The organism is Dactylosporangium sp. NPDC051485, assembly GCF_040682015.1.
In the GTDB taxonomy this organism is placed as follows: domain Bacteria; phylum Actinomycetota; class Actinomycetes; order Mycobacteriales; family Micromonosporaceae; genus Dactylosporangium.
In genome coordinates, this window is the sequence record NZ_JBFAZW010000002.1 from 103,804 (window position 1) to 125,542 (window position 21,739).

The following is a 21,739-nucleotide window of genomic DNA, read 5'->3' on the forward strand; positions in this document are numbered from 1 at the left end:
ATCGCATCGACGCGCGCCAGGATTTCGTGCTATACGCGAGTAAAACGGGCGGAACGGCAGGTGGGTTACCCTCCTGGACCATGACGGTGCGTGTCGCGATGTGGTCAGGCCCCCGCAACATCTCCACGGCGATGATGCGCAGCTTCGGTGCCCGGCCCGACACGGTGGTGGTCGACGAGCCGCTGTACGCGCACTACCTGCGGGAGACCGGCCTGGACCATCCGGCCCGGGAGGAGATCCTCGCCTCGCAGCCCCGCCGCTGGCAGGACGCGGTCGCCGGGCTTCTCGGGCCGGTCGGGGCGCGGGTGTACTACCAGAAGCACATGACCCATCACCTGCTCCCGCAGGTGGGCCGGGACTGGCTGGCCGAGGTGGCCAACGCGTACCTGATTCGCGACCCGGCGCACGTGGTGGCCTCCTACGCGAAGGTGCGCGGGGAGCCGACGCTGGCGGATCTGGGGTACCCCCAACAGGTGGAGATCTTCCGCGCCCACGGCGGCCCGGTGGTCGACGCCGCCGACGTGCTGCGCGCCCCGGCGGGCACGCTGTCCGCCCTGTGCGCGGCGCTCGGCCTGTCCTGGGCCCCGGCGATGCTCTCCTGGCCGGCCGGGCGGCGGTCCACGGACGGGGTGTGGGCGCCGCACTGGTACTCGGCGGTGGAGCGCTCGACGGGGTTCGCCCCCTACGACCCGGCGCCGCCGGAGGTGCCGGACCGGCTGCGGTCGCTGGTGGATCGGGCCCGGCCGCTGTACGAGGAACTGGCCGCGCACCGCATCCCGCCCCAGGGCTGAGACGCGCCGGACACGTGTCCGGCGTTTCCCGGCTGTTTCCCATCGGAGCACCGATGGGACGCGCGCCCGCGGTCGAATCGTCTCCTTCGATGAAGTGGATGGGGGGCCCACATGCGCAGATCGGCGAGCGCAGCAGCACTGTCGTTACTCCTGACGTCCGTCGTCACGGCGGCCGGCGGCACGGCGTGGGGCGCCTCCCACGTCCGGATCGAGGGCACCGGATCCTCGATGGCGGCCAACGCGATGAACACGTTCATCGCCGACGGTTATCCGAAGGGGCTGCAGGTCGTCTACACCTCGCTCGGCTCGGCGGCCGGACGCCAGGACTTCGCAAACCAGGTGAACGACTTCGCGGTCAGCGACCTGCCGTTCAGGGGCCGCGACCCGCTCACCGGCATGGACGACACCAGCCGCGGGCGGCCGTTCGCATACATGCCGCTGGTCGGCAGCGCCACCGCGTTCCCGTACCACGTGGTGGTCGGCGGCGCGCTCGTGCGGGACCTCAAGCTCTCCGGCGACACCCTCGCCAGGATCTTCACGAACCAGATCACCAACTGGAACGACCCGCGGATCACGGCCGACAACGGCGGGCGGGAGCTGCCGTCGTTGCCGATCATCCCCGTGCTGCACACCGAGGGCTCCGGCGCCACCTGGCAGCTCACCTCCTACCTGGCCGACCGGTTCCCGGCGCTCTGGGGGCCCTTCGCCGGCGCGAGCGTGCCGACCGAGTACTTCCCGCGGCAGGGCAACGCGATCCCCGCGGTCGGCTCCGACGGCGTGATGAACCAGATCGCGTCGATCAACGGCGCGATCGGCTACGACGAGTACCCGTACCCCCTCGCCGCCGGCTACCCGGTGGCCTCGGTGGGCAACGCGTCCGGCGCGTTCGTGGCGCCAACCCCGCAGGCCACCTCGGTCTCGCTGACCTACGCGAAGGTCAACGCCGATCCGGCCTCGCCGGACTACCTCACGGCGGACCTGAGCCGGCTGTACACCGCGACGGACCCGCGGGTGTACCCGCTGGCGTCGTACACGTACACCATCCTGCCGACGGGCAGCGGCGCCGACGAGCACCGGCTGTACACCGCGAAGCGGCAGACGCTGGTCGACTTCTTCCACTACACGCTGTGCGCCGGCCAGGCCCAGGTCGAGAACCTCGGCTACGCCCCGCTGCCGCCGAACCTGGTCGCGGCCGGCTTCGACCAGCTGCGCAAGCTCCACGACGCCGACCCGGCCGTCGACGTGTCCGTCCTCGCGAGCTGCGCCGCCACCGGCGGCGTGACCGGGGCCGGGGTGCCGCTCGACGCCAACAACGAGACGGCCCCCTACGAGGGCGCCGTGGCGCTGCAGGTCGCCGGCGGCACCGCGGTGCAGCTGCGGCAGCTCGACCCAGGCGCGCCGGGCGGCCACCCGGCGCAGGGCACGGACCCGACCGGGCACCGGCACGCCTGGGTCTTCACCGGCTCGCTGTCCGGCATCTCGGTCGCCGACTCCCGCCCCGGCCAGCCCGGCTGGACGCTGAGCGGGCAGTCGACCGACTTCGTCAACGGGGCCACCACGGTCTCCGCCGCGCACTTCGGCTGGAAGCCGGCGCTGGTCGCGGCTGGCAGCGACGCCGAGGGCATCCCCGTGGCCGGGCCCGCGATCGCGCCCAGGATGCAGGTCCCGGGCAGCCTGGGCCTCGCCGGGGTGTCCCTGCTGGCCGGCGCGCCCGGCGGCAGCGGCCTCGGCACCCAGCACGTGGGCGCCGACATGGTGCTGTGGATCCCCGACACCTCGCCGACCGGCACCTACACCAGCACGCTGACGCTCACGCTCATCAGCGGCTGACCCGCCGCGTCCCGCTACCGGAATGCGGGCCAGTGCTCCGGCCTTCAGGCCGGGGGTGAAGGCCCGCGCAGTGCCTTAACCGGGTCCTTTAGGACGGAGAGGATGTCAAAGGGGGATGGCGTTGGCTCGGGCGTGGTCGCGGTAGAGCTCGGCGATCTGCCGGGTCACCGGGCCGACCTTGCCCGAGCCGATCGGGCGGCCGTCGATCGTCACCACGCCCGCGATCTCGCCCATGGTGCCGGTGCAGAAGACCTCGTCGGCCGTGTACATCTCCACCTGGGCCAGGTCGCGGACCTCGACCGGCAGTGGGGCGATGCGCAGTACCGTGTCCCGGGTGACGCCCTCCGGGCAGGCCACCGCGCGCGGGGTGAGCAGCCGGCCCTCGGCCACCGCGAACAGGTGGGTGGCGTTGGTCTCGGCCACGAAGCCGCGGGCGTCGAGCATCATCGCGTCGTCGGCCCCGGCCACGTTGGCCTCCATCTTGGCCAGGATCGAGTTCAGCAGGTTGTTGTGGTGGATGCGCGGGTCGAGCACGTCCGGGCCGGGGCGGCGCACGCTGCTGGTGATCAGGGCCAGACCGCCGGTGTCGTAGACCGGGGCCTTGAACTCGGCCAGCACGATGAGCGTGCAGCCGTCGCGGTTGAGGCGCGGGTCCATGCCGCTGGTCACCTTCACGCCGCGGGTCAGGGTCAGGCGCACGTGCACGCCGTCGTGCATGTCGTTGGCGGCCAGCGTGGCCCGCAGCGCGGCGATGACGTCCTCGTCGGCGGGGATGCCGGCGAAGCCCAGCGCGGTGGCCGAGCGGCGCAGCCGGGCCAGGTGCTGGTGCAGGCCGTAGATGCCGCCGTCGTAGAGGCGCAGGCCCTCCCACACCGCGTCGCCGCCCTGCACCACCGAGTCGAAGGGCGAGATGCCCGGCTCGTCGCGGTGGCGGAGGGCGCCATTCACCCAGTACCGCAGGCCGGCGTTGCGCTCGTCGTAGCGCTGCAACATCAGTCGTCCTCCTTGGCGGTGTCCCCCAGCGCGATCAGCACCTCGCGCAGCCCGTCGGCGGCCGAGGCGACCAGCGCCGCGGGCGCGGGCGTGAACAGCCGGGCCTGCGCCGCGGTCACCGCCCGCACGATCTTCTCGGCGGCCGGCACCCCGCGCTCGCTGAGCCGCACCCAGGCGACCCGGGCGTCGTCGGGGTCGGCGGCGCGCTCGATGAGCCCGTCCTGCTGCAGCCGGCGCAGCACGTTGCTGATCCCGCCGGAGGTGAGCAGCAGGCCGGAGGCGAGCTCCGAGGGCTTCAGCGCGTGGGGCGGCCCGACCCGGCGCAGCGCGGAGAGCACGTCAAACTCGGCCGGGGTGCGGCCCGCGGCGGCGGTCTCGGTGCGGACCACCTCCTGCAGGCGGCCGGCCAGGCGGTGGATGCGCTCGCCCAGCTCCATCGGCGGGCCGACCACGTCGGGCAGCCGGGCGCGCCACTCGTCGACGACGGCGTCCACGTGGTCCCTCGGCATGCCCGAAGCCTAATAGGGGCCCGCCGCGAAACGGCGGGCCCCACGAACTAGTGATCGGTGCAGCAGGGCCGGTTGTTCGGCGGCTCGAAGGGGACCAGCACGCCGTTGCGGGCGAACTGGGTCACCAGGGTCAGGACGCCGTCCCGCCAGATCGGCCGGACGAAGTCCCGGGTGTCGACGAGCATCTCCGGCACCGCCGCCATGCCGCCCAGGATCACGACCTTCTCGATCGCCGAGCCGTCGAGGATGGCCGCGACCGCGATCGTGCCCTTGAGCTGCTCCGCGCCCTCGAACAGCACCTGGCGGGCGCCCTCCGGGGGCGGGTCCGCCTCGGCGCCGACGGCGACCTGGCCGCCGTCGAAGTACGTGAACGCGGGGCGGCCGGCCGCCAGGATGTGATGGTCGGCCGCCTGTACGTCGGGGAACCGCGTCATTACCGCGTGTAGACCCAGATCGGGTTGGCGTAGAACCACAGGTCCTTCCACGGGTCGGCGTCGCCGAGGACGTCGATGGCCGGGCCGGCCGGGTCGATCGCCGCGCCGAGGTAGCCCGGGGCGGTGCGGTTGCCGTCGGTGCCGCGCAGGCGCACGTAGAACGCCGTGTCCACCGGGCCGAGGTCGTAGGTGAACGACACGATGCCGGTCGACTTGTTGACCTCGAAGCTCTTGACGACCTTCGTGTTCGGCGCCTTCATCGAGTCCTGGTCGCTCACCGCGCCGGTGACCTCGCCGCGGATGACGTCCACCCGGGCCAGGGTCGGCACGAAGTTCGCCCAGTTCGGCGTGTTGGCCAGGTTGATCTTGATGACCAGCTCGGCGCTCTGGCCGCGGCGCACCACCAGCGAGTCGCCGAGGGTGACGCCGACCGGGCTGCCCTTCACGCGCACCTGCACGTCAAGGCCGCTGATCAGGCCGCCGTGGTCGACCCAGACGCGGCCGGCCCGCAGGCCGTCCATGACCGCGGCGTAGCTGAAGTTGCGCGAGCCGACGTGGGTGCGGCTGTAGTAGCCGGGCCAGAAGTCGCCGGGCGTGAGGCTGGTCGGCTGCCCGTAGACCGGGTCGAAGTGGTAGCCGTTCTTGGCGAAGTCGGTGTTGGCCGGGCGGGCCGCCGTCTCCTCGTACACCACGTGCGAGTCCGAGTTGGCGGTGATCCACCAGGTCTTGCCCTCGGCGAGGAGGCTGTCCCACAGGCCGCCGACGGTCGCGGTCATCCAGTCGAAGCCGCCCCAGGTGCGGTAGCTCTCCAGCGGGAAGCCGGGGAACGACTTGGCGTTGGGGGCGTTCTCGTAGAAACCGCGGCCGGCGCCGGCGCCGTTGGGCTTGGCGATGCCCGCGGCCTGGTGGCCGGGGGCGCCCTCGAAGCCGATGGCGATCCGCGGGTTGGCGTCGCGCCAGCCACGGATCTCGTGCGGCGAGTCGATGCCGTTGCGGGCCGGGTGGTTGGCCAGGAACAGCGCGTCCTGGACCCGCCGCTTGGTGACCTGGTCGCCGAGGAACTTGATGCCGGCGATGGCCAGCGCCTCGGTGACGGCGGTGGGGTCGACCGCGCCGACGACGGAGCCGTCGAAGGTGTTCTCGAACTCCTTGAGAACGGTGACCTCGTTGGCCCCCGGGTGCACGAAGACGGTGCCGTGCTCCGCCTGCGGGATGTTCCACTCCAGGCCCTGGAAGACGAGCATGTCCTTGTAGTCCGCGCGGGCCGCGCGGATCAGCGGGTTGACCTTCTCCACGCCGATCTTGGAGTGCTGCACCGTGCCGTGGTCGGTGATGACCATCCAGTCCAGGCCGTAGGCCGAGGCGTGCTTGACCTGGTCGCCCGGGCGGTACATGCCGTCGCTGGAGAACTGGGTGTGGATGTGGTGGTCGCCGGCCAGCCACTTGTAGTTGTTGAACGTCGGGCGGCTGTGGCCGTGGCGGTCCGCGCCGTCGAAGTTGTGGTCGTGGTCGTCGTCGTGCGCGTGGGCGACGCCCGCGTTGGCCAGCGCGCCACCCGCGGCGGCGGCCGCGCCCAGCAGGCCGGCGCGGCGCAGGAAGCCGCGGCGGGAGACGTCGCCGGGGGAGAGCTCACTGTCGGGGATCGAAGCGTCGAGAACCGCGGGGACGTCACCGGTGGTGTGCGGCATGTCCTCGTGGTGGTGGTGGTGATGGCCGTGGCCCATGAAGGAAGGCTCCGTTTCGCTCGCGGTGGTCCTCACGGCCGACCCTCGACGTTGTTGGAGAACAACAGGTAGCGATACGACTATGCGTACGCGAACTTCAGCACGATCACCGTGATGGCAATTGCCACCCCAGCGACCACCACCAATCCATCCGGCCAGCCGAAACGGGTCTCGCGGGCGATCGTGCGGGGGCCGGCCCGGTCGAAGCCGCGGGCCTCCATCGCCGTGGCCAGCCGGATGCCGCGCCGGATGGCCGCCACGAGGAGGCCGAACAGGGTCGAGAAGGGCCCCGCGCGGGTACCGCGGGCCCGCCGGGCCAACCGGATCAGCCGGTACTCCTCGGCCAGCAACGGCGCCAGGCGCAGCGCGGCCAGCGCCCCGATCGCGAAGCGCGGCGACACCCGCAGGTGCGCGACCAGCGAGTCGGCGAGGTCGGTCGGGTCGATGGTGGCGAAGACCACGATCCCGGGCAGCGCGACCGCGAGCAGCCGCAGCGCGTAGCCGACCGCGTCCCGCCGGATGTCGAGCCCGGCGACGTGGGCCAGGACGGGGGAGTGCCGCTCGCCGAAGAGCACGGCGAAGGCGAAGACGCCGGCCGCCGAGGCCAGCAGCGGCCAGCCGCGCCGCCACAGCACGGCGGGCGCGATCCCGGTCAGCGGCAGCGCGGCCAGCAGCGCCCCGATGACGGTGAGCGCCACGACCGGCTCCAGGCTGGTCATCAGGGCCGCGGTGACCAGGAACGCGGCGAGCAGCTTGGCGGTCGCGTCCCGCCGCGCGAGCCACCCGCCGGCCGCTGCGCTGCGCTGCGGACCGCTCACGACGGCCTCTCCGCCGCTCTCCGGGCCGCTCACGACGCCGCTCTCCCGAGCGCTCACCGGGTCAGCTCCAGGCGGCGGTCGCCGATCGAGTCGACCAGCTGCGGATCGTGGGTGACCAGGACCAGCGCCCGGCCCTCGTCGCGCAGGTCGGCCAGCAGCGTGACCAGCTCCCGCCAGGTGCGCAGGTCCTGGCCGAAGGTCGGCTCGTCGAGCACCAGCACCCGCGGCGCCGCGGCCAGCGCGGTGGCCACGCTGAGCCGCCGCTGCTCGCCGCCGGAGAGGGTGAACGGGTTGGCCAGAGCCAGCTTGTCCAGGTACAGGCGGGCCAGCAGCTCGTCCACGGCGGCCGGGGACGCCCCGCCCAGGGCCAGTTCCTCGCGCACGGTGCCGGTTACGAACTGGTGCTCCGGGTTCTGAAACACCGAGCCGATCCGACCGGCCAGCCGGGCGGCCCGCCAGCGGTGCGGCGGGCGGGCGGCGTCCCGGCCGGCCAGCTCGGCGGTGGCCGCCACCCGGCCGCCGGCCGGGCGGGTCAGCCCGCCCAGCAGCAGCGCCAGGGTGGTCTTGCCGGCGCCGTTGGGCCCCTCGACCGCGAGGGCCTGGCCCGCCAGCACCTCCTCGTCGACGACCGCGCCGGTGTGCGGCAGGACCAGCCCCTGCGCGCGCAGCAGCGGCCCGCCCGGCGCGGCGGCCGCCTTGCGGGCCGGCAGCGCGGCACCGGGCGCCCACACCGCGTCGGGGTGCTCGCCGATCACGACGGCCCGGTCGACCAGGGCCAGCGCCTCCTCGACCCGGTGCTCGACGAGCACCATGGTGGCGTCGAGGTCGAGCAGCGCCTTGGCCACGGCGGTGCGCACCAGCCGGGCCCCCTCCGGGTCGAGGTTCGCGGTCGGCTCGTCGAGCAGCAGCAGGCCGGGGCGCAAGGCGATGGCCCCGGCGATGGCCAGCCGCTGCTGTTCGCCGCCGGAGAGCGCCGCGGTGTCGCGGTCGCGGCCGTACGGGAAGCCGACGGCGGCCAGGGCGGCGTCGACCGCCGGCCAGATCTCGGCCCGCGGCACGCCCCGGTTCTCCAGGCCGAAGGCGACGTCGTCGCCGGCCCGGCGCATGACCAGCTGGGTCTGCGGGTCCTGGAACACCATCGCGGTCCCGGCCCGCGCCTCGCGGGCCGGGCGGCCGTCGACGAGCACCTCGCCCTCCTGCTCGCCGGAGTCCTCGGCGAGCAGGCCGGCGAGCGCGGCGAGCAGGGTGCTCTTGCCGGCGCCCGAGGCGCCCTGCAGCAGTACCCGCTCGCCGTGCTCGATGCGCAGGTCGAAGCCGCGCACGGCCCAGGCCTTGCGCCCGGCGTGCCGCCAGCCGAACCCGCGAAACTCGACGGAACCCATGGCTCGGCGCGTCAGACCGCGACGCGCTCCCGGCCCGACGGGAAGCGGTCGAGCACGCCCGTGCGGGAAAGGGCCCGCTGCAGGGCCCAGCTGCCCGCGCCCGCGATCACCGCGCTGCTCACGATGACCAGGATCGCGTACGTCCAGCGCTGGCCGGTCGTCATCGGCGGGAGGTACGGCAGGACGCCCAGGTCCATCAGCGCCGCCCCGGTGCCGGCCAGCGCGCCGCCGATCACGGCGTTGACCAGCCCGAATCGCCGGTAGCCGGTGGCCGCGAAGCCGAACTCGCCGCCCATGCCCTGCACCAGGCCGGACACGAGGACGCTGAGGCCCCAGGCCGAGCCCATGACGGCGGAGATGACGGCGGCGACGAGCTCGACGAACAGCCCGGCGCCGGGCTTGCGCACGACCAGCGGGCCGAGCACGGCGGGGATCAGCCACACGCCGTAGATGGCGGCGCGCCACGGCAGGGCGAAGCCGTTCAGCGCCTCCCACAGGTTGTTCCAGGCGTAGAAGACGGCGGCGAAGGCCACGGCGATGACGGCGGCCACGACGATGTCGACGGTGCGCCAACGGGTCTGCATTGGTGGATGCCTCCTAGTTCGGGGTGCCGCGGGCGCTGACAGCGTTGCCGCGGGAGGAACCAGAAGGAGTCGCGACGCCACGTGGCCACGGATGGACGACGTGACGACTGGCGTGAGGTGACCGAACTCCCTGCGCTGGCATTACCCAGATCAGGTTCGAGGGTCTGCGCCGCCGTGGTCCGGCGGTCACACTCTCAGCGCTGTGCGCTCCCCTGTCGGATGTGCAGTTGTTCCCTGAAGGTAACAGTGAATCTCCTTCGCCCGTAGGCTCGGGTCATGCAAATCACGGCGCGCGGCCTCACGTTCGACGTGGTCGAGGGCGGGCCCGAGGGCGGCGCGCCGGTCCTGCTGCTGCACGGCTTCCCCCAGCACAGCGGCGAGTGGGCGGCGGTGACCCCGCACCTGCACGCGGCCGGCCTGCGCACTTACGCCCTCGACCAGCGGGGGACCTCGCCGGGGGCCCGGCCCGAGGCGGTCGAGGCCTACCGGATCACGGAGTGCGCCCTGGACGTGGTGGCGGTCCTCGACGCGCTGGGAGTTGCCGCGGTACACCTGGTGGGGCACGACTGGGGGGCGGTGTGCGCCTGGCACGTCGCCCTGCGCCACCCCGAGCGGGTGCGCACGCTCACCGCCGTGTCGCTGCCGCACCCGCACGCCAGTGCCCACGCGACCTCGACCGATCCCGACCAGAAGGCCCGGTTCGGCTACATCAAGCTGTTCCGCCAGGCCGGCGTGGCAGAGGAGCGCCTGCTGGCCGAGGACGCGCGGCGCCTGCGCCGGCTGTTCGACGGCTCGGGCCTGTCCGCCGAGGCGGTCGACGCCTACGTGCGGCCGCTGCTGGAGCCGGGGGCGCTGACCGCGGCGCTGAACTGGTACCGCGCGATGAGCCCCCTCGACCTCGCCGGGCTCGGGCCGTGCCGGGTGCCCACGACGTACCTGTGGAGCGACGGCGACCTGGCCGTCGGCCCCACGGCGGCCCGCGCCTGCGCCGAGCACGTGGCCGCGGACTACCGGTTCGTCCCGCTTGCGGGCATCAGTCACTGGATTCCCGATCAGGCGCCATCCGAGGTTGCGGCGGCCGTGCTGGCCCGCTCGCTCGGCTGAGGCATAGCGCACCCTACCCGCGGGTAATAACCTGGCTTGTAGGCCCGATCACCTGGGGGTGGCCATGGTTTCCACGTCGGTGCGCGCGGAACGGGAGGCGCGCAAGGTCATCGAGGAGAGTCGCGAGACCGAGTGGAGGAAGCCCAGCTTCGGCAAGGAGCTCTTCCTGGGCCGGTTCCGCCTCGATCTCATCGACCCGCTGCCGGAGCTCGACCCGGCGGCCGAGGCGCGCGGTGCGGAGTTCCGCGCCAAGCTCGCCGCGTATCTCTCGGCCGAGGTCGACGGCCAGCAGATCGAGCGTGACGCTCGCATTCCGGACGAGGTGCTGCGCTCCCTCGGGGAGCTGGGCGCCTTCGGCATGAAGATCGACGAGAAGTACGGCGGGCTGGGCCTCACCAACCTGGACTATTGCCGCGCGCTCATGCTCACCGGCTCGGTCAGCCCGGCGATCGGCGCGCTGCTGTCGGCGCACCAGTCCATCGGGGTGCCGCAGCCGCTGAAGCTGGTCGGCACCGACGAGCAGAAGCGGGAGTTCCTGCCCCGGCTGGCCGCCGGCGAGGTGTCGGCGTTCCTGCTCACCGAGCCCGAGGTGGGCTCCTACCCGGCGAACCTGCGCACGTCCGCGGTACCGACGCCGGAGGGTGACTACCTGCTCAACGGGGTGAAACTGTGGGCGACCAACGGCACCCTGGCCACGCTGTTCGTGGTCATGGCGCTGGTGCCCAAGAGCGAGGGGCACCGCGGCGGCATCACCGCCTTCGTGGTCGACGGCGACGCGCCGGGCGTGACAATCGAGCGCCGCAACGCCTTCATGGGCCTGCGGGGCCTGGAGAACAGCGTCACCCGCTTCCACGACGTGCGCGTCCCGGCGGCCAACGTCATCGGCGGCGAGGGCCAGGGCCTGCGCATCGCGCTGAGCACGCTCAACACCGGCCGCCTGTCGCTGCCCGCGATGTGCGTCGGGGCCGGCAAGTGGTGCCTCGGGGTGGCCCGCGAGTGGGCCGCCGAGCGGGTGCAGATGGGCCGGCCGATCGGCACGTACGAGGCCATCGCCAAGAAGATCGCCTTCATCGCCGGCTCGACCTACGGCATGGAGGCGATGCTCGAAGTCTCCTGCCGGCTGGCCGACGACAACCGCAACGACATCCGCATCGAGGCCGCGCTGGTCAAGCTCTACGCCAGCGAGCTGGCCTGGAAGGTCGCCGACGAGCTGGTGCAGATCCGCGGCGGCCGCGGCTACGAGACCGCCGAGTCCCTGGCCGCGCGCGGCGAGCGGGCCATCCCGGCCGAGCAGATCCTGCGCGACCTGCGGATCAACCGCATCTTCGAGGGCTCGACCGAGATCATGCACCTGGCCATCGCCCGCGAGGCGGTCGACGCCCACCTCTCCGTGGCCGGCGACATCATCGACCCCGAGGCCGGCCTCGGCCGCAAGGCGAAGGCGGCCGGCAACGCGGGCGCCTTCTACGCCAAGTGGCTGCCGACGCTGGTGGCCGGCAAGGGCCAGCTACCCAGCGGCTATGCGGACTTCGGCCCGCTGGCCGGGCACCTGCGCTACGTCGAGCGGGCCTCCCGGCGGCTGGCCCGGGAGACCTTCTACGCGATGGCCCGCTGGCAGGGCAAGCTCGAGCACAAGCAGGGCTTCCTCGGCCGGATCGTGGACATCGGGGCGGAGCTGTTCGCGATGGCGGCCGCCTGCGTGAAGGCCCGCACCGAGCTGGAGGCGCGGCCGGAGGGCGTGGAGCTGGCCGACCTGTTCTGCCGGCAGGCCACGCTGCGGGCCGAGGCGCTGTTGCGCGACCTGTGGGACAACGCCGACTCCGTGGAGCTGTCCGCGGCGAAGCGGGTGCTGCAGGGGCGCTACCTCGGCCTGGAGGAGGGCGTCGTGGCCCCGCCCGCCGCGGGCGAGTGGACGTCCGACTGGACCCCGGGCCACTCGGAGGCCGAGGACGTCCGGCGCCGCTTCTGACGCAGTCCCACCGCCTCGCAGATGGCCGCGCCGCCACGGCGCGGCCATCTCGAGGGCCTTCAGTGCCCTTCGCGGGCGTGGCTCACGGCGTCGGCCACGATGTGGGCCACGTGCTCGTCGATCAGCGAGTATGCGATCTCCCGCCCGCGCCGCGACCCGCGCACCACCCCCGCGCCGCGCAGCACGCGCAGGTGCTGCGAGACCAGCGGCTGCGTGACGGCCAGGGACTCGACCAGCTCGTGCACGCAGCGCGGCCCGCCGGCCAGCTCGGTGACGATCCGGATGCGCAGCGGGGCCGACAGCGCCCGCAGCAGCTCGCCGGCCGCCTCGTAGCCGTCAGGCGCCGGCATGCGCGTCGCTCGCCACGTCGTCGAGGGCGGCGGGCTCCGGCCGGTGGCGGGCGCCGCGGGCGGCCCGGAGCGCGGCGACCCCGACGGTGACGGCGAAGAAGCCGGCGATGGCCAGCAGCACCACGGTGGCGCCCGGGCCGGTGTCGATCGCGGTCGACAGCCACACGCCGCCGCCGGAGACGAGCAGGCCGAGGCCGATGGCGGTGAGCATGGTGGCCCGGAAGCCGCGGGTCATCTGCTGCGCGGTCGCCACCGGCACCACCATGAGCGCGCTGACCAGCAGCAGCCCGACGGCCCGCATGGCCACGGTGACGGTGACGGCGGTGGTGATCGCCAGGATGAGGTTCAGCGTGCGCACCGGGAGACCCGAGACGCGGGCGTACTCCTCGTCGTGGCACACCGCGAAGAGCCACGGCCGCAGCAGCAGCGCGACGGCCAGCACAGCGACGCCGAGGATCAGCATCACGCTCAGGTCCTGCCGGCTGGTGGTCAGGGGAGAGCCGAAGAGGTACGTCACCAGGCTCCGGCTGCTCTGCGCGTCGGACAGGTTGACGAGGACCACGCCGCCGGAGATGCCGCCGTAGAAGAGCATCGACAGGGCGATGTCGCCCGACGTGCGGCCCCGCTCGCGGACCAGCTCGATGATCACGGCGCCGGCCGCGGCGGCGAGGACGGCCATGATGACGGGGGAGCGGTGCAGCAGCAGCCCGAGCCCGACGCCGGTGAGCGCGACGTGACCGAGGCCGTCGCCGATCAGCGACAGGCGCCGCTGGACCAGGTAGACGCCGATGGCCGGGGCCGCGGCGCCGGTGATGAGCGCCCCGAGCAGGGCACGGATCATGAAGTCGTACGCGAAGATGCCCATCGGCGCGCTCAGGCCGCCGCGGCGTGCGGGTGCACGTGGTCGTTGTCGGTCTCCGGCGGGGCGCCGTCGTGGACGATCGCGCCCCGGCTGACCAGGACGGCCCGGCTGATCAGGGGGCGCAGCGGGCCCAGCTCGTGCGCGACGAAGACGACCGTGCCGCCCTGGGTCACGAACCGGCGCAGGCAGCCGGCGAAGAGCTCCTGGCTGACCGCGTCGACGCCGGCGGTGGGCTCGTCCAGCACCAGCAGCTCCGGGCCGCCGGCCAGGGCGCGGGCGATGAGCACGCGCTGCTGCTGGCCGCCGGAGAGCACGGAGACCGGCTCGCCGGCGCGATCGGCGAGGCCGACCGCGGTCAGGGCATCCTCTACGGCCTGCCGGTCGGCGCCGGAGGCGGGGCGCAGGAAGCCGCGCCGGGCCAGCCGGCCCTCGGCCACCACCTCGCCGACCGTGGCCGGCACGCCGCTGCCGGCGCCGACGCGCTGCGGCACATAGCCGATGCGGTGCCAGCCGCGGAAGCGCTTCAGCGGGGTGCCGAACAGCCGGACCTCGCCGCCGGCCAGCGGGGCCAGCCCCATGGAGGCCTTGACGAGGGTGGACTTGCCGGAGCCGTTGGCGCCGAGGATGGCGACCACCTCGCCGGCCCGCACGCTGAGCGAGACCCTATCGAGCACGGGCCGGCCATCGTAGGCGACGACCGCCCGTTCGACCTGGAGAACCACACTCCGAGCGTGCCTGATAATGGGAATCGTTGTCAACTTGCCTTGTATATGGCGGCCGCCACCACGAGCGCGAGAATGAGCAATCGGGGGACCCGCACCGGCGCGGGGGTGACGCGCCATGTCATGTACTGCACCCACGCCAGCCCCGCGGCCAGCACCACCAGCACCGCCGCGCCGACGATGCCGGGCAGCAGCAGCCCGAGGAACACGACCACGGCTGTGGCCAGGAAGGCCAGCGTCTTGTTGAGCCGGGCCAGCCGGATCAGCATGCGCTCGGGCATGGGGCGGGATCCTTTCCGTATGCTCGGCGGCATGCTCGTGATGACCAGGTTCGTCGTCGACAGTGCCGATGAGGCTTTCGTCGGGCGCGCGCACGCCGCGCTGGCCGCCCTGGCGGCGTGCCCAGGGTACCTTCGGGGACGCCTCGGGCGGGCCTTCGACGACCCGGCGCACTGGAGCATCGTCACCGAGTGGGAATCGGTCGGCTCCTACCGCCGCGCGCTGTCCAACTTCGACGTGAAGGTGCACGCCACGCCGCTGCTCGCCCAGGCGCTCGACGAGCCGTCGGCGTTCGAGGTGCTGGCCGAGTGCGAACCCGGTGGCCGGCTGACGGTCGCGGCGAGTGACCGCGCCTGACGTTGGATAGGCTGATCACATGATGCCGCCCCAGCCGCAGTGGCCGGCGCCCGGGGAGGTGCCGCCACCGCCGCGCGGCCCTGGCGTGCTCGCCCCGTTCGTCTCGCCGCCGCGCGACCGGGACCTGCGGGGACTGTGGATCAGCCTGGTCGTGGGGGCGCTCGTCGTCGTGCTGTGCTGCGTCGGCGGGGTGGTCGGCGTCGTGCTTCTGGTGCCGTATGCGGACGGCGTCGCCAAGAAGCAGGTCGTCTCCGAGGTCGAGACCTACCTGGTCGCCGTGCGTGACGAGAACTTCACCGTGGCCCGCAGGCAGCTGTGCGCGCGGGAGCAGCGCACCCACTCCATCGGCTGGTTCGAGGACCACTACGGCAGCTCCCCGGTGATCGACTACCGGGTTTCCGCCGATGACGTGAGCATCGCCGACACGGTCACCGTCGTCGTGCGCATCGAGCACACCGGCGGCCGGTGGGAGACGCAGCAGTACCTCATGGAACAGTCCGGCAGCCGCTTCGAGATCTGCGGCGGGATCGATTAGCCCGACCGCGCGGCGAGCAGGGCGACCCGGACGGTTAATCTGAAGCGGCTCGCCCCGGCGTAACCGTACCGTCGATGGTGACGTTTGACGGTTTGCCGCATTTTCCTTATTTGGACAAACCACGACAACCTGCCTTGCCGACAGCCAGTCGCCGTGAGGCCGAGGAGGAACCATGGCCGCAGATCGCATCGATTCCGTCGTCAGCCTCGCGAAGCGCCGCGGCTTTGTCTTCCCGTCGAGCGAGATCTACGGGGGCACGCGCTCGGCCTGGGACTACGGTCCGCTCGGCGTGGAGCTCAAGGACAACGTCCGCCGCCAGTGGTGGAAGACGATGGTCCAGCAGCGCGACGACATCGTCGGCCTCGACTCGGCCGTCATCCTCGCCCGCGACGTGTGGGTCGCCTCCGGCCACGTCGACGCGTTCGTCGACCCGCTGACCGAGTGCGCCTCCTGCCACAAGCGCTTCCGCGCCGACCACCTGGAGGAGGCCTGGGTCGAGAAGCACGGCGCGGGCAAGCCCTTCGTGCTCGGCGACATCAACTGCCCGAACTGCGGCAACAAGGGCACCTTCAGCGAGCCGCGCATGTTCAACGGCCTCATGAAGACCTACCTGGGCGCCGTCGAGAACGACGAGGGCCTGCACTACCTGCGCCCCGAGACCGCGCAGGGCATCTTCGTCAACTACAACAACGTCGCCGGCGCCGCGCGCAAGAAGCCGCCGTTCGGCATCGCGCAGATCGGCAAGAGCTTCCGCAACGAGATCACCCCGGGCAACTTCATCTTCCGGACCCGCGAGTTCGAGCAGATGGAGATGGAGTTCTTCGTCGAGCCCGGCAGCGACGAGCAGTGGCACGAGTACTGGCTGCAGGAGCGCTGGAACTGGTACATCGACCTCGGCATCTCCACCGACAACCTGCGCTACTACGAGCACCCGAAGGAGAAGCTCTCCCACTACTCGAAGCGCACGGTCGACATCGAGTACCGCTTCCGCTTCGGTGGCCAGGAGTTCTCCGAGCTCGAGGGCATCGCCAACCGCACCGACTTCGACCTGACCACGCACTCCAAGCACTCCGGCGTCGACCTGTCGTACTTCGACCAGGAGAAGAAGGAGCGCTGGGTTCCCTACGTCATCGAGCCGGCGGCCGGCCTGACCCGCGCGGTGCTCGCCTTCCTGCTCGAGGCGTACGACGAGGACGAGGCGCCGAACACCAGCGGCTCGGTGGACACGCGCACGGTCATGCGGTTCGACAAGCGGCTCGCCCCGGTCAAGGCGGCCGTGCTGCCCCTGTCGCGCAACGCCGACCTCTCGCCGAAGGCCCGCGACCTCGCGGCCCAGCTGCGCAAGCGCTGGACGGTGGACTTCGACGACGCCCAGGGCATCGGCCGGCGGTACCGCCGCCAGGACGAGATCGGCACCCCGTTCTGCCTGACGGTGGACTTCGACACGCTCAACGACAACGCGGTGACGGTGCGCGACCGCGACTCGATGGCCCAGGAGCGGGTCTCGATCGACCAGGTCGAGCGGTACCTGATCGAGCGCCTTCCCGGCTGCTGATCATCAGAAGCTGAACCCGCCGGGCCGGTCGTCGCTGTCGGCGACCAGCCCGGCGAGGGTCGAAGACCGCTACCACCGCCCGGCCGTCCGGCGCAAGCTCGACCGCGCCATTGGCCAGGGCACACGCCGGTGAGGCGGACATCGCTCACTCTCCGAAGTGTTCGTCGGCGCTTCATCGAGACGGCACCAATCGGCGCGGTAGCCTCCTGGGCGTGACGCTGACCGAGCACCCACCCCAGTCCCCTCCCGAGGCCGCACCGCCGCAGAAACGGTGGCGGCCCGGGTCGGTCGAGGTGCTCGCCGTCCTGCTCGTGCTCGTCGTCGTGCTGCGCGGGCCGATCATGCGCTCGCTGGCCTCGCCGGCGCTGCAGACCTGGCTCACCGTGTTCGTCTCCGTGCTGACCCAGGCGATCCCGTTCCTCGTCTTCGGCGTCGTGCTCTCCGCGATCATCGCCGTCTTCGTCCCGCCGTCCTTTTTCGCGAAGGCGTTGCCGCGGCACCCGGCGCTCGCCGTGCCGACGGCCGGCGTCGCGGGCGTCGTGCTGCCCGGCTGCGAGTGCGCGTCGGTGCCCGTGGCCGGCGCCCTGGTCAGCCGCGGAGTCACGCCCGCCGCCGCGTTCGCGTTCCTGCTGGCCTCGCCGGCCGTCAACCCGGTCGTGCTGATCTCCACCGCGGTCGCCTTTCCCGGCCAGCCGCGCGTGGTGGTCGCCCGGGCCGTGGCCAGCCTCGTCGTCGCCTGCCTCATGGGCTGGCTCTGGCAGGCGTTCGGCAAGGGCAGCTGGCTGCGCATACCGTCGCGGGCCCACCTGGACGGGATGGGCAAGTGGCCGGCGTTCTGGGCATCGGTGCGCCACGACGTGCTGCACGCCGGCGGCTTCCTCGTCATCGGGGCAGCGTCGGCCGCGGTCATCGCCGTGGTGGTGCCCAAGAGCTGGCTCGAGCACGTGGCGGCCAACCCGTTGCTGGCCATCCTGGTGCTCGGGCTGCTGGCGGTGGTGCTGTCGATCTGCTCGGAGGCCGACGCCTTCGTGGCCGCCTCGCTCACCCAGTTCTCGATGACGGCCCGGCTGGCCTTCCTGGTCGTCGGCCCGATGGTCGACCTGAAGCTCTTCGCGATGCAGGCCGGGATCTTCGGCCGGCGCTTCGCGCTGCGCTTCGCCCCCGCCACCTTCGTGATGGGGATCCTCGTCTCCGCGCTCCTCGGACCGGTGCTGCTGTGAACAAACAGGCTCAGGCCGTGATCCTGCTGCTCGTCGGCGGGGCGGTGCTGCGGGCGTCGCTCACCGGGCAGTATCTCAACTACGTGAAGCCGGGGCTGCAGCCATACCTCGTCGTCGCCGGGGTCATCCTCGTCGTCGCGGGCGCCTTCACGCTGTGGTACGAGCTGCGGGGGCGCGGCGCGTCCGCGGACCAGCACGACGAGCACGACGACGGCCACGGGCATGGGCACGGCGGCCCGAAGGTGGCCTGGCTGCTGCTCGCCCCCGTGCTCGGGCTGCTGCTCTTCGCGCCGCCGGCGCTGGGCTCCTACGCGGCCGGGCGGTCGGGGTCGGCGGTGACGGCGAGGTCCGAGTATGCGCCGCTGCCGGCCGGGGACCCGCTGGCGCTGCCGATGCTCGACTACGCCTCGCGGGCCGTGTTCGACCGGGGCGCCTCCCTCGGCGAGCGGCGCATCCAGCTCACCGGCTTCGCGATGCGCGGCCCGCAGGACTCGTGGCTGCTGGCCCGGATGATGGTGAGCTGCTGCGCGGCCGACGCGCGGCCGGTGAAGGTGGCGCTGGGCGGGGACCTGCCCGAGGGGCTGGCCGACCAGCAGTGGCTGCGGATCGTCGGCAAGTACAGCAGCCGCGAGCTGCAGGACCAGGTGAACGGCGAGGCGATTCCGTATATCGAGGTGTCCGAGGTCACCTTGATACCGGTGCCGCAAGAGCAGTACGAGTCATAGGTGACCGCTTCGACTCCCGCCCTGCTCGTGCTGGTCCGCCACGCGGAGTCCGCCCGCAACATCGCCAAGAAGGGCAGTGTGTACTTCGCCGACGACGCGGCCCGGCAGGTCGTGCGGGGCGTGCCGGACCACCTCATCGAGCTCACGCCGGACGGGCGCAAGCAGGCCGCGCAGACCGGCCAGGCCATCCGCTCCCGGTTCGGCGCCTTCGACTACGTGTTCACCAGCGGCTACGCCCGCACGGAGCAGACCGCCGCGGCGATCCTCGACGCCTACCCCGAGGTCGAGCGCTCGCGGATGCGGGTCAAGCCGGAGCTGTTCATCCGCGAGCGCGACCCGGGCTTCGCCTACGACATGACGACCGCCGAGGCCGAGGCCGCGTTCCCGTGGCTGAGCGAATACTGGCAGACCTTCGGCGGCTTTATGGCCCGCCCGCCCGGCGGCGAGAGCCTGGCTGACGTGACCGGCCGCGTGCACATGTTCCTGAACGCCATCGCCCGCGACCACGCCGGCCAGAAGATCATGGTGGTCACCCACGGCGGGACGCTGCGCTGCTTCCGGTTCCTGCTCGAGGGCTGGAGCTACTCGCAGGCCCAGTCGTGGCCGGAGGGCGGCGCGCCGGCCAACTGCGGCGTGACCACCTACCGCGCCGCGGGCGATCGGCTGGAGCTGCAGGACTACAACCAGGTCTACTGGACCGTCGGCTCCCCGGCGGACGGGATCTGAGCCTTCGGCGGGTCGCGCCGCGGATTCCCGGCCGCCGCCCCCGCGGCATCCGCGCTGGTCACCGTTGACTTGTGTGCCGCCGGCCGCGCCGCGGATTCCCCGCCGTCGCTCCCGCGGCATCCACGCTGGCCACTGTTGACCGGTGCGCCGCCGGCCCGCGCCCCGGATTCCCCGCGGCCTTCGCCGAGGGCAGCGCGCGGGCGTCTTCGGCTCGCGCTCCGGGGCTCGGGTGCCGCGCGGGAGACGGATCGGCGATGGCGTACTGTCGCGGCAGCAATCGATGAACGGGGAGCGATGCACATCAGCCTGACGGTCCAACCGGACCGCGGCCGCACGCGCAGGTCGGTGAAGGCCCGGATGCGCGGCACCCTGCGTTCATGGCGCCTGGTCGGCGGTGGGCTGGCCGCGGCGGGCATGAGCGCATTCGCCCTGGGCACCCCGGTCGGCGCCGGCGTCCTGCTCGCCCCGGGCGTGACCCTGCTGGTCGGCCCGTGGGTCCTGACCCGCGCCGCGGGCAAGGCCCGCACGGGAGTCTTCGTCGAGACCGCGACGTACGAGCTGACCGACGAGGTGGCCCGCGTCCGCACCCCGAGCCTGCGCGCCACCTACCGATGGTCCAGCGTGGAGCGCGTCGAGGACAACGGCGAGTTCTGGATCGTGGTCGTGAAGGGCGCCGGCGTGCTGGTCCTGCCCTGGACCCTGCTGCCGGAGCCCGATGCCCGCAAGGCCCGCGACTTCCTGTCCGGGCGCGGCCTGCTGGTCGCGGTCTGACCCACCCGGCGCCCCTGCGTGTCCGGCCGCACGATCACCCCGTGCGGCGCGCCAGGGCGAAGAAGACGGTCCCGCCGTCGTCGTAGTCGGTCAGCGTCCAGCCGGTGGCGGCGCACAACGCCTCGAGCCGGTGGTGGGACAGCGGGTCGTCGGGGAGCAGCGTGCGGCCGTGCCGGGCGGCGAGGGCGGCCCGGCTCGTCGGGTGGAACAGGACCAGGCGGCCCGACTCCGCCGTGGCCCGGGCCAGCTCGCGCAGGCCGTCCGCGGGGCTGGGCAGGTGCATGATCAGGCCGGCGGCGAAGACGGCGTCCAGGGCCGACGCGGCGAAGGGCAGGTGGCGGGCGTCCGCCATGAGCAGCGGTTCGCCGTGCTTGCGGGCGACCTCCAGCATCTCCGGCGTGTGGTCCAGGCCCAGCACGCGGCCGGTCGGGCCCACCGCCTCGCGCAACGGGGGCAGGGCGCGGCCGGTGCCGCAGCCGGCGTCCAGGACCGTCGAGCCCCGGGGGATGGCGGCCCGGCGCACAGCGGCGGCGTAGGCGGGCGCGTCGTCGCCGAACTTGGCGTCCCAGGTCGCGGCCCGGATGCCGAAGAAGGCGCGGGACTCGCGCAGATACCAGCTGGCGTGGTCCAGCAGGGCCGGGTTCACGTGACGGACCACCGGCCAGTCGCGGTCGTGCAGGTCGACCACGACGTCGGCCGAGTCGGCGGTGGGGGACGTCCGGGACGTGCGGAGCCAGATCGTCAGCTCGACGGGGGTGCCGCTGCCGTCGATGGTGACGGTGTCGGGGGCGCTGGGCCGCGTGCGCAGCGCCGAGGCGAGGCGAGCCGTGGTCTCGGTCACGGCCGACGGGTCCGGGCCGGCGACCACGATGCGGGCCGGGCCGCCGGCTCGCCCGGCCACGCCGGCGAGCAGGGTCAGGACCTCGGGCCACCGCTGTGCCATGCCCCTATCATGCCTCAGGCGGCTTTCCTTGGGCAGATGCGAGACCTTTCGGCGTTTTATCCCTGCAACTGCACGGGATAGGCTTTCCGATCGTGACCAACTTTCGCATCGGGGAGGCGGCCGAGCTGCTCGGGATCAGCGCCGATACGTTGCGGCGCTGGGTGGATGGCGGGCGGCTGCCGGCCGGGCGGGACGAGCACGGGCATCGGGTCATCGCCGGGACGGATCTCGCGGCGTTCGCGCGGGACCGGGCCGCGGAGGTCGAGGGGCTCGAAGGGTCCTCGGCGCGCAACCGGCTGCGGGGGATCGTCACCGCGGTGGTCAAGGACACGGTGATGGCGCAGGTGGACATCCAGGCCGGGCCGTTCCGGATCGTGTCGCTCATGAGCCGGGAGGCCGCCGACGAGCTGGACCTGCAGGTCGGCTCGCTCGCGGTGGCGGTGATCAAGTCGACCACCGTCGTGGTCGAGCGCGCTGCCAAGACCTAGGTGATCAAGTCGATCGCCGTCGTGGCGGCCTGCGCCGATAGAGCGGACAAAGCGGACAATATTGACAA

The 21,739-nt window shown here is 72.7% G+C and carries 24 protein-coding genes and 1 riboswitch; of the genes, 12 read left to right on the forward strand and 12 right to left on the reverse strand.

What is annotated here, in order from left to right:
* The first annotated feature begins 80 nt into the window (after positions 1-80).
* Both AB0M46_RS01440 and AB0M46_RS01445 read left to right on the forward strand, forming a co-directional pair.
* A complete protein-coding gene (locus AB0M46_RS01440; RefSeq protein ID WP_363332215.1) occupies positions 81-791 on the forward strand; it encodes an HAD family hydrolase in 711 nt (236 codons plus the stop codon).
* A gap of 111 nt (positions 792-902) precedes the next feature.
* Positions 903-2,621 (forward strand): substrate-binding domain-containing protein, encoded by a 1,719-nt coding sequence (locus tag AB0M46_RS01445; protein ID WP_363332216.1) that lies wholly within the window; start codon positions 903-905, stop codon positions 2,619-2,621.
* Between the two features lie 105 nt (positions 2,622-2,726).
* Here the strand turns inward: AB0M46_RS01445 and AB0M46_RS01450 are convergent, their stop codons facing one another.
* From AB0M46_RS01450 to AB0M46_RS01480, 7 genes are read right to left on the reverse strand one after another with little or no spacing between them, the layout of a single operon-like run.
* Positions 2,727-3,614, reverse strand: a complete 888-nt coding sequence (locus AB0M46_RS01450) for an aminotransferase class IV (RefSeq protein ID WP_363332217.1) — start codon at positions 3,612-3,614, stop codon at positions 2,727-2,729.
* Entirely contained in the window at positions 3,614-4,123 is a 510-nt protein-coding gene (locus AB0M46_RS01455; protein ID WP_363332218.1) for a MarR family transcriptional regulator, read from the reverse strand. Before AB0M46_RS01455 ends, AB0M46_RS01450 begins: the two co-directional genes overlap by 1 nt.
* Before the next feature lie 47 nt (positions 4,124-4,170).
* On the reverse strand, positions 4,171-4,557 hold the full coding sequence (locus tag AB0M46_RS01460) for a hypothetical protein (protein ID WP_363332219.1): 387 nt from the start codon (positions 4,555-4,557) through the stop codon (positions 4,171-4,173).
* Positions 4,557-6,317 carry a PHP domain-containing protein gene (locus AB0M46_RS01465; RefSeq protein ID WP_363332220.1) on the reverse strand — a complete coding sequence of 587 codons (1,761 nt, stop codon included), beginning with the start codon at positions 6,315-6,317 and terminating at the stop codon, positions 4,557-4,559. The genes AB0M46_RS01460 and AB0M46_RS01465 overlap by 1 nt, the downstream gene beginning before the upstream one ends.
* Positions 6,318-6,361: 44 nt before the next feature.
* Positions 6,362-7,156 carry an energy-coupling factor transporter transmembrane component T gene (locus AB0M46_RS01470; protein WP_363332222.1) on the reverse strand — a complete coding sequence of 265 codons (795 nt, stop codon included), beginning with the start codon at positions 7,154-7,156 and terminating at the stop codon, positions 6,362-6,364.
* Complete coding sequence (locus AB0M46_RS01475; protein WP_363332223.1) at positions 7,153-8,481, reverse strand: ATP-binding cassette domain-containing protein; 1,329 nt, start codon at positions 8,479-8,481, stop codon at positions 7,153-7,155. The genes AB0M46_RS01470 and AB0M46_RS01475 overlap by 4 nt, the downstream gene beginning before the upstream one ends.
* A gap of 11 nt (positions 8,482-8,492) precedes the next feature.
* Positions 8,493-9,065, reverse strand: a complete 573-nt coding sequence (locus AB0M46_RS01480; RefSeq protein WP_363332224.1) for an ECF transporter S component — start codon at positions 9,063-9,065, stop codon at positions 8,493-8,495.
* A gap of 109 nt (positions 9,066-9,174) precedes the next feature.
* Positions 9,175-9,289, reverse strand: a riboswitch (TPP riboswitch).
* A 52-nt stretch (positions 9,290-9,341) separates the two neighbouring features.
* Here AB0M46_RS01480 and AB0M46_RS01485 point away from each other — a divergent pair.
* Positions 9,342-10,169: an alpha/beta hydrolase gene (locus AB0M46_RS01485; protein WP_363332225.1), complete on the forward strand. Its 828-nt coding sequence runs from the start codon at positions 9,342-9,344 to the stop codon at positions 10,167-10,169.
* Between the two features lie 64 nt (positions 10,170-10,233).
* Complete coding sequence (locus AB0M46_RS01490) at positions 10,234-12,138, forward strand: acyl-CoA dehydrogenase family protein (protein WP_363332226.1); 1,905 nt, start codon at positions 10,234-10,236, stop codon at positions 12,136-12,138.
* Positions 12,139-12,197: 59 nt separating this feature from the next.
* On the opposite strand, the gene AB0M46_RS01495 is transcribed toward AB0M46_RS01490, so the two are convergent.
* From AB0M46_RS01495 to AB0M46_RS01510, 4 genes are read right to left on the reverse strand one after another with little or no spacing between them, the layout of a single operon-like run.
* Entirely contained in the window at positions 12,198-12,488 is a 291-nt protein-coding gene (locus tag AB0M46_RS01495; protein WP_363332227.1) for a metalloregulator ArsR/SmtB family transcription factor, read from the reverse strand.
* Complete coding sequence (locus tag AB0M46_RS01500) at positions 12,475-13,353, reverse strand: metal ABC transporter permease (RefSeq protein ID WP_363332228.1); 879 nt, start codon at positions 13,351-13,353, stop codon at positions 12,475-12,477. Before AB0M46_RS01500 ends, AB0M46_RS01495 begins: the two co-directional genes overlap by 14 nt.
* An 8-nt stretch (positions 13,354-13,361) precedes the next feature.
* Positions 13,362-14,090, reverse strand: a complete 729-nt coding sequence (locus AB0M46_RS01505) for a metal ABC transporter ATP-binding protein (protein ID WP_363332328.1) — start codon at positions 14,088-14,090, stop codon at positions 13,362-13,364.
* Between the two features lie 14 nt (positions 14,091-14,104).
* On the reverse strand, positions 14,105-14,353 hold the full coding sequence (locus AB0M46_RS01510) for a DUF6703 family protein (RefSeq protein ID WP_363332229.1): 249 nt from the start codon (positions 14,351-14,353) through the stop codon (positions 14,105-14,107).
* A 31-nt stretch (positions 14,354-14,384) separates the two neighbouring features.
* Between AB0M46_RS01510 and AB0M46_RS01515 the strand changes: the two genes are divergently transcribed.
* The 7 genes from AB0M46_RS01515 (at position 14,385) to AB0M46_RS01545 (ending at position 20,240) form a co-directional block, all read left to right on the forward strand.
* Entirely contained in the window at positions 14,385-14,708 is a 324-nt protein-coding gene (locus tag AB0M46_RS01515) for an antibiotic biosynthesis monooxygenase (protein WP_363332230.1), read from the forward strand.
* Between the two features lie 19 nt (positions 14,709-14,727).
* Positions 14,728-15,243: a hypothetical protein gene (locus tag AB0M46_RS01520; protein WP_363332231.1), complete on the forward strand. Its 516-nt coding sequence runs from the start codon at positions 14,728-14,730 to the stop codon at positions 15,241-15,243.
* Positions 15,244-15,415: 172 nt separating this feature from the next.
* Positions 15,416-16,798 (forward strand): glycine--tRNA ligase, encoded by a 1,383-nt coding sequence (locus tag AB0M46_RS01525; protein WP_363332232.1) that lies wholly within the window; start codon positions 15,416-15,418, stop codon positions 16,796-16,798.
* A gap of 218 nt (positions 16,799-17,016) precedes the next feature.
* Positions 17,017-18,018, forward strand: coding sequence for a permease (locus tag AB0M46_RS01530; protein WP_363332329.1), 1,002 nt, complete (start codon positions 17,017-17,019; stop codon positions 18,016-18,018).
* Positions 18,015-18,743 carry a TIGR03943 family protein gene (locus AB0M46_RS01535; protein WP_363332234.1) on the forward strand — a complete coding sequence of 243 codons (729 nt, stop codon included), beginning with the start codon at positions 18,015-18,017 and terminating at the stop codon, positions 18,741-18,743. Before AB0M46_RS01530 ends, AB0M46_RS01535 begins: the two co-directional genes overlap by 4 nt.
* Entirely contained in the window at positions 18,744-19,469 is a 726-nt protein-coding gene (locus AB0M46_RS01540) for a histidine phosphatase family protein (RefSeq protein ID WP_363332236.1), read from the forward strand.
* Between the two features lie 294 nt (positions 19,470-19,763).
* Positions 19,764-20,240, forward strand: a complete 477-nt coding sequence (locus tag AB0M46_RS01545; protein ID WP_363332237.1) for a YcxB family protein — start codon at positions 19,764-19,766, stop codon at positions 20,238-20,240.
* 34 nt (positions 20,241-20,274) lie between these two features.
* Here the strand turns inward: AB0M46_RS01545 and AB0M46_RS01550 are convergent, their stop codons facing one another.
* Positions 20,275-21,183, reverse strand: a complete 909-nt coding sequence (locus AB0M46_RS01550; protein WP_363332239.1) for a methyltransferase domain-containing protein — start codon at positions 21,181-21,183, stop codon at positions 20,275-20,277.
* A 92-nt stretch (positions 21,184-21,275) separates the two neighbouring features.
* Here AB0M46_RS01550 and AB0M46_RS01555 point away from each other — a divergent pair, with 92 nt between their 5' ends.
* Positions 21,276-21,671 carry a TOBE domain-containing protein gene (locus AB0M46_RS01555; RefSeq protein ID WP_363332240.1) on the forward strand — a complete coding sequence of 132 codons (396 nt, stop codon included), beginning with the start codon at positions 21,276-21,278 and terminating at the stop codon, positions 21,669-21,671.
* The last annotated feature ends 68 nt before the right edge of the window (positions 21,672-21,739 follow it).

Coding starts and splice junctions, on each gene's coding strand:
- AB0M46_RS01440 (WP_363332215.1), top strand. CDS start 81: ATGACGGTGCGTGTCGCGATGTGGTCAGGCCCCCGCAACATCTCCACG.
- AB0M46_RS01445 (WP_363332216.1), top strand. CDS start 903: ATGCGCAGATCGGCGAGCGCAGCAGCACTGTCGTTACTCCTGACGTCC.
- AB0M46_RS01450 (WP_363332217.1), bottom strand. CDS start 3,614: ATGTTGCAGCGCTACGACGAGCGCAACGCCGGCCTGCGGTACTGGGTG.
- AB0M46_RS01455 (WP_363332218.1), bottom strand. CDS start 4,123: ATGCCGAGGGACCACGTGGACGCCGTCGTCGACGAGTGGCGCGCCCGG.
- AB0M46_RS01460 (WP_363332219.1), bottom strand. CDS start 4,557: ATGACGCGGTTCCCCGACGTACAGGCGGCCGACCATCACATCCTGGCG.
- AB0M46_RS01475 (WP_363332223.1), bottom strand. CDS start 8,481: ATGGGTTCCGTCGAGTTTCGCGGGTTCGGCTGGCGGCACGCCGGGCGC.
- AB0M46_RS01480 (WP_363332224.1), bottom strand. CDS start 9,065: ATGCAGACCCGTTGGCGCACCGTCGACATCGTCGTGGCCGCCGTCATC.
- AB0M46_RS01485 (WP_363332225.1), top strand. CDS start 9,342: ATGCAAATCACGGCGCGCGGCCTCACGTTCGACGTGGTCGAGGGCGGG.
- AB0M46_RS01490 (WP_363332226.1), top strand. CDS start 10,234: ATGGTTTCCACGTCGGTGCGCGCGGAACGGGAGGCGCGCAAGGTCATC.
- AB0M46_RS01495 (WP_363332227.1), bottom strand. CDS start 12,488: ATGCCGGCGCCTGACGGCTACGAGGCGGCCGGCGAGCTGCTGCGGGCG.
- AB0M46_RS01500 (WP_363332228.1), bottom strand. CDS start 13,353: ATGGGCATCTTCGCGTACGACTTCATGATCCGTGCCCTGCTCGGGGCG.
- AB0M46_RS01510 (WP_363332229.1), bottom strand. CDS start 14,353: ATGCCCGAGCGCATGCTGATCCGGCTGGCCCGGCTCAACAAGACGCTG.
- AB0M46_RS01515 (WP_363332230.1), top strand. CDS start 14,385: ATGCTCGTGATGACCAGGTTCGTCGTCGACAGTGCCGATGAGGCTTTC.
- AB0M46_RS01520 (WP_363332231.1), top strand. CDS start 14,728: ATGATGCCGCCCCAGCCGCAGTGGCCGGCGCCCGGGGAGGTGCCGCCA.
- AB0M46_RS01525 (WP_363332232.1), top strand. CDS start 15,416: ATGGCCGCAGATCGCATCGATTCCGTCGTCAGCCTCGCGAAGCGCCGC.
- AB0M46_RS01545 (WP_363332237.1), top strand. CDS start 19,764: ATGCACATCAGCCTGACGGTCCAACCGGACCGCGGCCGCACGCGCAGG.
- AB0M46_RS01550 (WP_363332239.1), bottom strand. CDS start 21,183: ATGGCACAGCGGTGGCCCGAGGTCCTGACCCTGCTCGCCGGCGTGGCC.